Genomic DNA, 12,687 nt, shown 5'->3' with positions numbered 1-12,687 from the left:
GTCTCGAATATTTCTACCTAAGTATAATGGCAAAACAGATAACATCAATCTGCAGCTTCATATTTGGAGCTTCAGACAAAAAATCATTACCAGATGAGTCGGCTTCAGAGATTGCATTTGCTGGTAGATCAAACGTAGGAAAATCAAGTTTAATCAACTTGCTGATAAACAGCAAAAAAGCTGCAAGAGTTTCTTCTAAACCTGGATGCACTAGACAAATAAATTTTTACTCTATGTACAATGATAAGTTTAGGATTGTCGACCTACCGGGTTATGGCTATTCTTGTGCAAGCAAGGAAGAAGCAGTACAATACTTAAACCTAATTGAGTACTATCTAATTCACAGGAGAAATCTAAAAAGAGTGTTTGTGCTTATAGATAGCAAGGTAGGATTAAAAGAAATAGACAAAGACTTTGTTTATTGGTTAATATGTAATAATATTAACTTTAATATTGTGCTAACAAAAATAGATAAAGTGAATCAGGAAAGTCTAGATGCTATTCTAGAAAATACTCAAAAGTGGGTTAATAATGAACATGTATCAATTCATCAAATAAGCATTCGTGTTAAGCATAAAATCACCAAGGTAAGAGATGAGTTTTTCAAATTTACAAGATAAAAAAATGAAAAGTGATGAATCTTTAAATGGTAAGATGCCATTGAAGGAAAAAACAGAAATATTATTTGAAGTTCTGTCTAACATACCTAAATTTGTAGGCGAAACTTTTATCATCAAATGCAGCAGTGTAATAATCTCAGATGAAACGCTGCTTAGTGCTTTTGCGCATAATGTTGTTCTGTTGAAACAGCTTGGTATAAATCCGGTGGTAGTTCATGACGGAGAATATGAAATTAACTTAGTGTTAAAAATGCTAGGTATGAATGATAAGTTTATAAATGGTGTCAGACTTACAGACAAAAGCACTATGAAAATCATTGAAATGGCACTGTGTGGTTCAATTAATAAAAAAATTGTTCAGCATATAAATTCTGCTGGTGGTTCAGCTATTGGACTATGTGGAAAAGATGGCAACCTCATAAAAGCTGAAAAGATAAGCACTACGCTTAGGGAAAATAGATTAAATAATATTGAAAAAATACTAGACATGGGATTTATCGGTAGACCAACTGAAATCAATCCTGATATATTATTCTTTATTGAAGAATCAGATTCTATACCAGTTATTGCACCTATCGGTTATGGAAAAAATGGAGAAACATATCATATTGATACTGATAGCACTGCAAGTGCAATTGCACTTGCAGTTTACGCATCTAAAATGATAATCTTGAGTGATACAGATGAAGAAATAAACAAAGTTGGCAATAGAAGAGTCTTGATTAAAAATTTAAAAGAATCGATTGATTGTGGAAAAATTAAAGGAGAAAAATTTGTTGAAAGGCTTATGTCATATACTAAAATGGTAGAAGAATGTGCAGGGGTTGTTCACATAGTTGATGGTAGAGTACCTAACATTATACTTGATTTATTTACTGAGAATAATTCAGGTATATCAATAATGGATGATTAATAGCTGTACTGCTTATAACCATATGAACATTGAAAATTTGGGAATAGCTTATGTCAAATTCCTATTCTCTTTTCCAGTTTTTTAGGTTTTTTTTCTTGCAAGCATAATAGTTTCGTATACATAATGAAACCAAATGGTATTTTTAGCTTGATAACAGAGGAAAATAAAGAGGGCTTGGGTGTAACACTCAAATAATGATTTACCTTATGGATACCGCTAGAAAAGTTGACTAAGGTATACAATTCTCTCTGCGTCAAGTTACTCAAGATATCGAATCTACAAACGCTTTGGATTGAGTGTGTTTGGTCAATTTGAGTGCTTTAAATGAAAGGCGAAAATTGAGCATACTACGCCTCTGTACACAGTATCTTTAATGCAAATGCCCATGTGATTCCATAGATAATCTCTGTTTTTTTATTTTATCTGTCCATTTATCATTTTCTATATCTTGTTTGTTGGTTGCTCTTTTTTCTTGCTCAACAATTGCCTTATCTATCTTCTGATGAATTGCATCCATTGCATTAATTGCATTTTTTTCTTTGTATACTTCGCTTTTTCCTTCAACAATTAAATTGGTAAAAATATTTACAACAAACTGCACTTGATTATGATTAACCTGACCTTTTATCGAAGAAGGTAAAGAGTTTAATTCCATCAATACTTCTGATGCTGTTTTATCTTGAGTGGAAAGCCCTAAATTATCTGCTACTTCACTTATTAATAACTCTCTGTTTTCTTTATTATCTTCCAATTTAGTATAATCACGCAGTAGATCCATAACTGCAGATACTCTGACTTCAATAATATCATCAACATCTTCACCTCCTAGAGCAACTCCTGATCCCAATAACCTCTCTCTGAGATTTTTCTTTAAAAGATTGGTAAATTTTTCATTTGCATCCGATCCTGTAGTAGATATTGTACCATCTAAATAGTTGTTTACTTTGATTTGAGTACCTAAGTTATGCTCTATTTGTATTTTTGCCTCAGGTTTAAATCCTAATTTTGCACAGAATTTCTGAAAATATTCTTTAATAGTGTCAAACAAGGTCTTGCCATTGTCTTTATAGTTTTTCAACTCTTCAGGAATAGTAAGTGATAATTTACCATCTCCATATTTTACAAGGTCTTCACCATATTGAGACTCAAGTGTAAATTCTAATGAGCTGGATAGGTCACATATTTTCTCTTCCGGATTGTCAATCGTGGTTATAGGTATTGCCATATCAGACGTCACTTTTATGCGGTTGTGGTCAGTGCAGTAAATGTTTAGCACTTTTTTAGGACTGTGTGGAGTTAAATTACAACTACTGAGTGCGGCATGAGATTCATTAAATATACCAGCCCCATACCCTGCTTGATTACAATTGGTGACTAACTCTTCTAAAATAGCATCACTTGGAACCCTTGCTCCAGCGTATCTAAACATTTCCTTAAAAATTTCCTTTGCTAATGCACGGTAATCTTTTTTGGAGAATAGATGATAAGAGCTTCTCCCTGCGTTATAAAATCTCTCAAATTCCTTTCTATATTCATCAATTTTTTTCTCATCAGCAATTGTAGGGCTATTACAATGATTTTCCCAAACTTCAGATAGTCTATCTTGATCAAGCTCCTTAAGTACTGGTTCCATAAAAGCTTTACCTTCTTCAGAGAGGTTATCAAAATTATCACGGTTAAAAATCTCATTTTTATAATCTTTAGCTCCTTCCTTAAATGCAATAATAAAATTTTTATCTATTTCTTTTTCATTAATAATAAAATTCATTCTTTGAAAATCTAAGAACATTGTTTCACCGGAATTCGCTAATTTATTATCTTGATCTGCTCTTAATTTACCAAAATTGAACTCTTTAGCTGTGGCCTTTAATCTAACTACTGGACTCTCCTTTGCCTTTTTCATAATTAACACCTTACTATAAATATACTGTAAGTTGTATCATATAATGATGAATAATTTGATAACATATAAAAAAAGTCGATAGTATATTTCTTTATTTAATAGGTGTAAGAAAGGCGTAGATTTCTCTTTTCATTTGTAGCATGCTGCATTAATATTTACGTATTAATCTAGAAAATAGTGATGAATAATATTGTAATTGTTGGTCTGCAATGGGGTGACGAAGGCAAGGGTAAAATAGTAGATTATCTTTCTGAGAATGCAGATGTAGTTGTGAGATTTCAGGGGGGAAATAATGCAGGGCACACTATAGTAATAGATGATGAGGTTTATAAATTAAATTTACTGCCCTCTGCTGTTTTGAGGCCAGGAAAAATATCTATCATAGGAAATGGCGTTGCTCTTGATTCACAAGCTCTAATATCAGAAATAGAATCATTGAAAGTTAAAGGAGTGGACGTAAACTATAACAACTTGATGGTATCCGAGAGCTGTCCATTAATACTTAGCGTACATAAGGACAAGGAAAAGCTATTTGAAGATTTAAACGGAAATTGCAAAATTGGCACAACAAACAAAGGAATAGGGCCATGTTATGAAGATAAAGTTGGAAGGAGAGCTATACGCATTTGTGACTTAGAAAACGCAGATGAGCTCAATCAAAGAGTGGATGCTCTCCTGAGTTACCATAATTCTATCAGAAAAGGCCTTAACTACCAGGTGGTTGAAAAAGAAGAAATATTAAAGGAAATTCGACAGATTTCAGAAAAAATTCTTTCATATAAAAAACCTGTGTGGAAGATACTAAATGATTTTATGAAAGAAGGTAAGAAAATAATATTTGAAGGCGCTCAAGGCGCATTTTTAGATATCGACCACGGAACTTACCCTTTTGTTACTTCAAGTAATACCGTAGCATCGCAAGCGATAACAGGCTCAGGATTATCCTACAATGCTCACATTATTGGTGTAGCAAAAGCGTATACAACAAGAGTGGGTAATGGTCCATTTCCTACTGAACAAAATAACGAGATTGGAGACAGCTTATTTTCTATAGGTAAGGAACTTGGAACAGTAAGCAATAGAAGAAGGCGCTGCGGATGGTTTGACGCAGTTTTAGTGCGCCAGGCCGTAAAACTCTCTGGAGTTTCAAGCATTGTATTAACCAAATTAGATATTCTTGATTCTTTTGATACTATTAAAATAGGCACTGGTTATAAGTATGGCGGAAAAATGTATGATTATTTACCCGCATCACATTCAATACAAAAAGAATTAGAGCCAATATATGAAGAATTTCCTGGTTGGAAAGAGAAAACTCAAGGCAAAAGGTCAGTTAAGGAATTACCTGCAAATTTGATGAAATATGTGAGAAAAATAGAAGAATTAATAGGCGTATCAATTCATCTAATTTCAACTAGTCCCAATAGAGAGGATGTTATTAAGCTTAAAAATCTATGAAAACGTCTTGTTAACTTTTATCTAATAAAAAACGATACTTGTGTGACTTCAAGCAATCTATTATGCAAAGTAGCAGCGTAAACGTACAGTGAGCAGTGTGATTTTTCTTAAATACATGTTGATTGTTATAATATAAACATAGTTAAAGGAGGCGTATTATGATTGCAGGTTTGACTAAGGGAGACAAAGCAATAAAAGCGGAAAAAACAAGTGATCAGCTGAGAGAATTGTCAGTTGCAGAATATGTAGTTAAGTCAATACATGACTTGCAAAAATTGCATAATAGATTATGTTCATCACAGGGCAACAATTGTGTTAATGATAGAGAGAAGTTTGTCCAAGATAGTGATGGGCTTGGTATATTTCAATTTCTCAAAAGCTATATTAATGATGTAGAAAAAAATGAGCCTTCCATTAAGAACCTTACTATAATGAAATTTCTTCGCTCAATTATAGAAGATAGAGAACTGTATAAAAAGTTATGCAGTTTCGATGATTTTCTCGATTGTGAGTTAGAAAATTTGAGAGATAAGATAAGCTTATTAGCGCTTTTGAGAGAAAAGATGGACTTTGCTGATATACAAAAAGCTTATGATAATTGGCGTTTTAATGATCTAATAGGTGATAATGATTTTAAGCGAATGTACGTGGATCAAGCAGTAAAAGAAAGAGAAAAGCCTGTTAATGAGGACTTTGAGAAAAATATAGGTAAATACATAGAGTTAGTAAAGGAAGGAAAAGAAGTTGCAAGTAGGTATTTTGGAAAATGGAAAGAGGACTTTCAAGTTTACTGTGAAGAAATTGACAATAATAATAAAGTTTTGAATATTAACCTTACTCATTACGACAATAGTGAGCCAACAAAGATTAGTGACGTTTTACAGCAAGAGAAAGATATTAAAGAACTGAATATCTATTGCAATAAAAAACATGAAATACACGCTCATAAAAAAGATAAGAAAAGATATTATGAATTTAAAGAAGGTGCATATTATGAAATGACAAGCACTTGGCCTGCAAAAGATGGATCAGGAATGTGTACCATGATTATGAATGTGAGTAGCGATGGCATAACTGAAATACTAAAATTTAATGGTGAAGATTTTGTTTCATCGAAGGAGATTCTAGAATTAATAAAGCAAAACGATGAATTATATATTCAAGGTCTCTCCTTATATGATGCTGTAATGGAATCACTAGAAGAGGATAGGGCTACTCCTATTAATCTTTACAATGAATCTATGGTGGCTTATCAAGGTAAGGAACCAGAGGGGAAGTTAGATCATAAAGTTGATGCTGATAATAGCCTTCCTTCTTCTCCTTCTATTAATAGCAATGCATTGGAAGCCAATTTACAGCACACTGAAACTCAACCAGAAATTGCTTCACAACAAATAACTGATTTACAAAACAGTTTTGGAAAAGAAGAGCGAAAAAACACGGAATTGCAAACTGAACTGGCACAAAAAGATAAAAAGTTAGCAAGTGTGTTAGCAGAGTTACAAGAGAAAGCACAAGAACTTAAAAATGTATGTGAAGCAAAAGGAAAGCTAGAGGGTAAGCTAAAAGGTGTTAATACAGAAAAGAAGGAGTTAGAAGACAAATTAAAAGAAGCAGCACACATAATGAAGGAAAAGGAGCAGTATATAAGCAATTTAAAACTTCAAGTGCAAGAGTTGAAAGATGAGCATAAAGCACAACTGGAATCTTATGAACAAGGGATATGCAAACTAGCATGGGAAGTTGAAGAGTTAAGAAGCAAGCTAGAGTGTGAGAATGAATGGGATGATAAAGTTGTAGAAATAGCTGATGGACTGGGAGAAAAAATTCATGCTGATGAACAAAGAAGCCTCAATAATCAATTTTATACTCCAACAAGAAATATTTTGGGAACGTTCAAAAAAGTGTGTCAAACCGAAAAAAAAGTAATAAATTGATATAAAAAATGGAGGTTTGATATGGGTCAAGCAAATAGAACTACTGGTTTGGTAGATTATAAAGAATTAGAAACAAATATCCTGTCATCTATACGAGAAGGAAGACCATTGACAGGAAGAGATGGAGCATTAACACCGTTTATAAAAAGGTTGCTAGAGGCAAGTCTGGAAGGTGAAATAGAAAGCCACATGTCAGCTAAAAGTGAAGAAAATAACCGAAGAAATGGAAGGAATGCAAAAACTTTACGTACAAGTTCAGGCTCATTTGAACTATTAACACCAAGAGACAGAGAAGGAAGCTTTGAACCGCAAATAGTCAAAAAAAGGCAAACAAGCCTACATCCAGAACTTGAAGCAAAGGTCTTAAGCACATATGCCAGTGGCATGGGATACAGAGATATAGCTTCACATGTTGAGGAAATATATGACCACAAAATATCAGCAGCAGAGATATCCAGTATTACTGATAAACTGCTACCAGTAATCAATGAATGGCGCAGCCGCCCACTGCAATCAGTGTATCCAATAGTGTTTATGGATGGCATGTTCTTTAAGGTCAAGGAGGACGGACATTGTATAAGTAAATGCATGTATAATATATTGGGCATAAATCAAAATGGCAGAAAAGAAGTATTAGGTTTTTATTTGGCTGAAAGTGAAGGAGCTAACTTCTGGTTGGGAGTTCTAAATGACCTAAAAGAGCGAGGAGTAGAAGATATTCTAATTGCCTGCATTGATGGGCTAAAAAGCTTTCCTGCGGCTATAAATAGTGTGTTTCCTAAGGCAGAAGTACAGCTATGTATAGTGCATCAGATAAGGAATTCACTGAAATATGTATCTAGCAAAGATGTAAAAGTTTTCATGAATGATTTGAAAAAAATATATCGTGCTTCAAGTAAAGAGATCGCTGAGAATTATCTGCTTGAGCTGGAAGAAAAATGGGGAGAGAAGTATCCTTTAGTTATAAAATCCTGGCAGAACAATTGGGAAAACTTATCCAGTTATTTTAAGTATTCTGGGCAAGTTAGGAAGCTGATTTACACCACCAATCCAATTGAGGGGTTGCATAGACAAATCAGGAAATTTACTAAAACTAAGGGTTCATTTACTAGTACAAATGCCTTGTACAAACAGGTATATTGTGCTATAAAAAAGGTAGAGCAAAAGTGGATTATGGCTCTCCCTAATTGGGCTTTAACTATTTCTCAACTTGATATTTTCTTTCCAGATAGATTGAAAATTGAGTTGAACTAAAAATGCGGCTTGACACACTTTTTTGAACGTTCCCTCCCAACCAGAAGTTAGCTCCTTCACTTTCAGCCAAATAAAAACCTAATACTTCTTTTCTGCCATTTTGATTTATGCCCAATATATTATACATGCATTTACTTATACAATGTCCGTCCTCCTTGACCTTAAAGAACATGCCATCCATAAACACTATTGGATACACTGATTGCAGTGGGCGGCTGCGCCATTCATTGATTACTGGTAGCAGTTTATCAGTAATACTGGATATCTCTGCTGCTGATATTTTGTGGTCATATATTTCCTCAACATGTGAAGCTATATCTCTGTATCCCATGCCACTGGCATATGTGCTTAAGACCTTTGCTTCAAGTTCTGGATGTAGGCTTGTTTGCCTTTTTTTGACTATTTGCGGTTCAAAGCTTCCTTCTCTGTCTCTTGGTGTTAATAGTTCAAATGAGCCTGAACTTGTACGTAAAGTTTTTGCATTCCTTCCATTTCTTCGGTTATTTTCTTCACTTTTAGCTGACATGTGGCTTTCTATTTCACCTTCCAGACTTGCCTCTAGCAACCTTTTTATAAACGGTGTTAATGCTCCATCTCTTCCTGTCAATGGTCTTCCTTCTCGTATAGATGACAGGATATTTGTTTCTAATTCTTTATAATCTACCAAACCAGTAGTTCTATTTGCTTGACCCATATCAAACCTCCATTTTTTATATCAATTTATTACTTTTTTTTCGGTTTGACACACTTTTTTGAACGTTCCCAATATTTTTAATGAGACTAATAATGAGTCTTGTGTTCCACTGGAAGAAAAGATGACGTTACTCAGATCTTCAAGCTCTGATGGCGGATATGGTAGTGATAATGGTTTATCTTCTAACATGAGTTCTATTGAACAAAGAAGCTTCAATCATCAATTTTATACTCTAGCAGGAAACGTTTTTAGTGAGCCTGATAGTGCCTCACAAAAGAAGACAGAGTTATCCAGATCTTCAAGTTTTGATAGTGGACTTGATAGCGATGAGGAAAATTGTGATAATGATTTATCTTCTAACATAACTTCTATTGAGAAGGTAGTAGAGAGTAGAAGCGTAGGTAGCTCGCTTTCCTCTTGCATTGTTAAGGAGATGATTGGAGTTAAGTTGCAAGAGCAATACTCAAGTAGAGTATAAAAATCTCCTGTATTGATAATAATTTAAAATCTATAGTAGACTGAAAAAGATTATTAAATTATAATACGACAATGATAAAAGAAGACAAATCAAAAACAATTTTTGAAGTGGAAGGGGCAGTAACTGCTTTACTACCTGCAGCAGAATTTAGAGTGAAGCTGGACAATGAACATGAGATTATCTGTCATGTATCAGGGAAAGTGAGAAGAAGTAAAATACGCATAATTATAGGCGATAGGGTGTTGGTTGAGATGAGTGTTTATGATAGGAATGCAAAAAAGGGTAGGATAATTAGAAGGCTTAAAGGTACAAGTGACAGAACGATCTCTAAATAATCTTATTCTTGCTTCATCATCGAAAAGGCGTATAGCTTTACTAAAACAAATAAATATTGAGCCAGGTTTAATTTTGCCAGCAGACATAGATGAATTTCCTTTAAAAAAGGAACTTCCAAGAGATTACTCAATCCGTATGGCAAAAAGTAAAGCTGAGAAAACACAAAGTTCAAATCCAAATTACTTTGTGCTTGGTGTTGATACAGTTGTTGCTTGTGGTAGAAGGATACTGCTCAAAGCTGAAAACGTTGAGCAAGCAGAAAAATGCGTTCGCTTGTTATCAGGAAGAAGGCATAGAGTATACACCAGTGTGTGTTTATTAACTCCTGATCAATCTAAACAGCATATTAGGACTGTAGTTACAATAGTGAAATTTAAGCGTCTCAGCGAACAAGAAATTAAATATTATTTAGCATCAGAAGAGTGGAAAAACAGGGCAGGGGGGTGCAACATACAAGGTCTTGCAGGAATGTTTGTATTATTTTTACGTGGCTCATACTCTTCTGTAATAGGGTTACCATTACATGAAACCCATTGCTTGCTAAGTAATTACTTTAACCTATACTAATACCACTGTCCTTTTTTTGTTTTTCTTCAGCAATAAGTTTAGCCCAGATTCTATTTCTATTTGCTAATGCAATTCTATTGCGATCAGGACTATCATTGCGTTCTGTTAAAGTATCTTTTCTTTCCTCTTCTACTATTCCAGCTTTCAGTTGTGCTGCATCTTTTTCTAGCAATTTATATAGTTCGCTATTTTTGTCTATAGTCAGATTAGTATTATCATTTTCTTGTTCTGCTTCTTGTTCTGCCACTTTTCTTTCTAATAACTTACGTACAGGGTCATATTTTTTACCTTCTTTTATTTCTTTCAACATATTTTCTGAGAATAAATCTTTAGTAGCCTGGTGTGAAGGTTCTCTCAATCCTTTATTCAATTTTTCCAATGTATCTTTTGGTTCAATGGTTTCTAATTTCTTCTCTAATTGCTCAGAATTGACCTGAAAATTATAGTTACTAGTGTAAGTTGGAGATGAGTAACCTGAGTCGTTTATTTCTTTCTCCGCTGCATTGTCTTTTAGCAATCCAGTTGCTAATAAATGTTCTTTGATTTGTTCGCTCATTTCTTTCTGATCCACCGGTTTTAGTGGGAACTTCTGAGTTTCTTTATCCAACTTACTGGTAAATTCCGTAAGTAGGGTATCATCTCTTTGTTCAACATTCATTAGGCTCGCTTTTAACTGTCCGGAATTTACTCGAGATTTTTCATGATTAGAGTGAGTTGGAGATGAATAGCCCGAATCGTTTGTTTTTATGTCTGTTGAGCTGTATTCTAGCGATTCATTTTCTTGTTCGGTTTCTTTTTGTTTATCATTTCCTCTTTCTTCGTTTTCCTTAGTGCTAAGATAATCTTTTTCTCGTTTATAATCTGATTGAGGCTTTGAAAGCGTTATATACTCATCTTCGTTATCGCTCCAACCATCTTCGAAGTCAGAAAATTCTTCACCATACTCACTTTCACTACGTAATAACTCATTTTTTGCTTTCCATGCAAGAATCGAAGCTACATCATTTAGTGGTTGCTTATTTCCAGTATTGCTTGATTCTTTAGCGCTTTCATACTTAAATGCACCTTTAACTTTTTTGAATGCAACGTCTTGTGCTGCTGCAGCGCTTTCAGTAGTTGTAGGATCAAAAATTGCACCTTTTTGCCGATTATTAGATATTTGCTCACTTTCATCTGATCTTCGGCTTCCAGATGCAGTATATCCAAACGTAGTAAATGTAGATTGCCTATCGTTTTGATTTTGGCTTACAGATTTGGTGAAAGCAGTACTGTTTGAATGATCAGAATATGGAGAATTGTAGTTACTTCCACTATTAATCCGTATTGGCTGATACTCACCTTTTTGCTGATTATTAGGTAATGAACTAGTTCTAGTTGGCAGTGACGGTGGAATCTTTTTAGCAGATGCGTTATTAGAATTTGTAGTGCTAGTCGTTGCATGCTTAAACTCAACTTCTTGATCTTGAGTAGCTTGAACGCCAATACCTTTACTAATATCACTTTCTATGAAAGTTTCAGATGATTGTTGTTTCTCTTGTTCTTGTCCTTTCTCCTTGAATTGTATTTGATATAGGAATAAGCCACCTATTTTTACATCTGTGTTTGCTTTTAATTGTTCCTCAGTAACACCATTACGTTCAGTGAGATCTACACCATCTTTATCAATCTTGATTTTGATAGTACATTTTTTTCCATTTTTGTCATGCCAATTCAAAGTCATTTCATATGAACCATCGGTTACAACATAATGCCTTATTCTTTTCTCTCCTTCTTCGGCAACAAAACCGTGCATTCCGCTCTTTCCATCACTATGCAGCGTTGAAAATCCCGAAATTCCTTTCTTCTGACAAAAGTCACTATTTAAAAACTCGCTGATTTTAAACTCTTTTTTGTCATCTCCCAGTGTAATACTTGCGTGATCGCCATATATTGAAACTCCTGCGATATCATCAACATACTCTTTTAACCTTGCTTTAACTTCACTTTCAAGCTTTTGTTCAGCTTTCTTTATCTTGTTCTGCTCTGGAAGAATAACTTCATAAGCTTTATTTTTGTCTTCATCTGTCTCCAAATTCCAGATGGGGTGCTTTATTAGAAACTTTACTGCATTAAAACCAACTCTGGAATTATAAATTGGGTCGTCTTCCTTTTTTATTTCATCGAATAAAGTAAAAAATCCTCGAATGAATTCATGATATTGTTGTGTGCTTTGAGTATTCATATTTTCCCTCACTAATAACCCTCTGCCTTTTAGCCTTAGCTAGTACAATTATTACGGGAATTGATTTAGTTTTTATTAAAGAAGTTGTATTGCTAACGTGATGACATGAGCTATTTTATGTTCACATCAAGCAATTTAAGTTGTCATCCCAGTCTGGAATCTAGATTTTTCTAGACTTGATCCTATAGTCAAATTCATAACTACAAACGTTGTAATATAAGAGTAATTTTCACCAAAAAGTATGTCATTCTAGTAGCTGACACTGGGATCCAGTCGCACTCAGTTAGTGAGCATAAAAGTATTATG

The 12,687-nt window shown here is 34.0% G+C and carries 10 protein-coding genes and 1 pseudogene; 8 read left to right on the top strand and 3 right to left on the bottom strand.

The window, feature by feature from the left end; all coding sequences use genetic code 11:
• The first annotated feature begins 26 nt into the window (after positions 1 to 26).
• Positions 27 to 620 (top strand): ribosome biogenesis GTP-binding protein YihA/YsxC, encoded by a 594-nt coding sequence (gene yihA / locus OOT12_RS04300; protein WP_264375287.1) that lies wholly within the window; start codon positions 27 to 29, stop codon positions 618 to 620.
• Positions 595 to 1,533, top strand: a complete 939-nt coding sequence (gene argB / locus OOT12_RS04295) for an acetylglutamate kinase (protein WP_010401255.1) — start codon at positions 595 to 597, stop codon at positions 1,531 to 1,533. Before yihA ends, argB begins: the two co-directional genes overlap by 26 nt.
• A gap of 370 nt (positions 1,534 to 1,903) precedes the next feature.
• On the opposite strand, the gene OOT12_RS04290 is transcribed toward argB, so the two are convergent.
• Complete coding sequence (locus tag OOT12_RS04290; protein WP_264375288.1) at positions 1,904 to 3,436, bottom strand: hypothetical protein; 1,533 nt, start codon at positions 3,434 to 3,436, stop codon at positions 1,904 to 1,906.
• A gap of 180 nt (positions 3,437 to 3,616) precedes the next feature.
• Here OOT12_RS04290 and OOT12_RS04285 point away from each other — a divergent pair, with 180 nt between their 5' ends.
• From OOT12_RS04285 to OOT12_RS04275, 3 genes are all read left to right on the top strand, one after another.
• Positions 3,617 to 4,894 carry an adenylosuccinate synthase gene (locus tag OOT12_RS04285; RefSeq protein ID WP_264375289.1) on the top strand — a complete coding sequence of 426 codons (1,278 nt, stop codon included), beginning with the start codon at positions 3,617 to 3,619 and terminating at the stop codon, positions 4,892 to 4,894.
• A gap of 158 nt (positions 4,895 to 5,052) precedes the next feature.
• Entirely contained in the window at positions 5,053 to 6,831 is a 1,779-nt protein-coding gene (locus tag OOT12_RS04280; protein ID WP_264685179.1) for a hypothetical protein, read from the top strand.
• Positions 6,832 to 6,852: 21 nt separating this feature from the next.
• On the top strand, positions 6,853 to 8,085 hold the full coding sequence (locus OOT12_RS04275) for an IS256 family transposase (RefSeq protein ID WP_264685173.1): 1,233 nt from the start codon (positions 6,853 to 6,855) through the stop codon (positions 8,083 to 8,085).
• A gap of 34 nt (positions 8,086 to 8,119) precedes the next feature.
• On the opposite strand, the pseudogene OOT12_RS04270 reads toward OOT12_RS04275, so the two are convergent.
• Positions 8,120 to 8,779 (bottom strand): annotated as a pseudogene (locus OOT12_RS04270) (IS256 family transposase); the annotation flags it as partial.
• 58 nt (positions 8,780 to 8,837) lie between these two features.
• On the opposite strand from OOT12_RS04270, the gene OOT12_RS04265 reads away from it, so the two are divergent.
• The 3 genes from OOT12_RS04265 to OOT12_RS04255 all read left to right on the top strand — a co-directional run bounded on the left by OOT12_RS04265 (position 8,838) and on the right by OOT12_RS04255 (position 10,160).
• Positions 8,838 to 9,257: a hypothetical protein gene (locus OOT12_RS04265; RefSeq protein ID WP_264685178.1), complete on the top strand. Its 420-nt coding sequence runs from the start codon at positions 8,838 to 8,840 to the stop codon at positions 9,255 to 9,257.
• 71 nt (positions 9,258 to 9,328) lie between these two features.
• Positions 9,329 to 9,592: a translation initiation factor IF-1 gene (gene infA / locus OOT12_RS04260; RefSeq protein WP_052264695.1), complete on the top strand. Its 264-nt coding sequence runs from the start codon at positions 9,329 to 9,331 to the stop codon at positions 9,590 to 9,592.
• Positions 9,570 to 10,160: a Maf family nucleotide pyrophosphatase gene (locus tag OOT12_RS04255; protein ID WP_264376424.1), complete on the top strand. Its 591-nt coding sequence runs from the start codon at positions 9,570 to 9,572 to the stop codon at positions 10,158 to 10,160. The genes infA and OOT12_RS04255 overlap by 23 nt, the downstream gene beginning before the upstream one ends.
• Here OOT12_RS04255 and OOT12_RS04250 read toward each other — a convergent pair.
• Complete coding sequence (locus OOT12_RS04250) at positions 10,147 to 12,381, bottom strand: hypothetical protein (protein WP_264375292.1); 2,235 nt, start codon at positions 12,379 to 12,381, stop codon at positions 10,147 to 10,149. The two genes, OOT12_RS04255 and OOT12_RS04250, sit on opposite strands and share 14 nt — an antisense overlap.
• Positions 12,382 to 12,687 lie beyond the last annotated feature (306 nt).

The organism is Wolbachia endosymbiont (group B) of Parapoynx stratiotata (assembly GCF_947250635.1).
In the GTDB taxonomy this organism is placed as follows: Bacteria; Pseudomonadota; Alphaproteobacteria; order Rickettsiales; family Anaplasmataceae; genus Wolbachia.
Note: the sequence above shows the minus strand (reverse complement) of the source record. Positions and strands in the feature narration are given on the sequence as shown.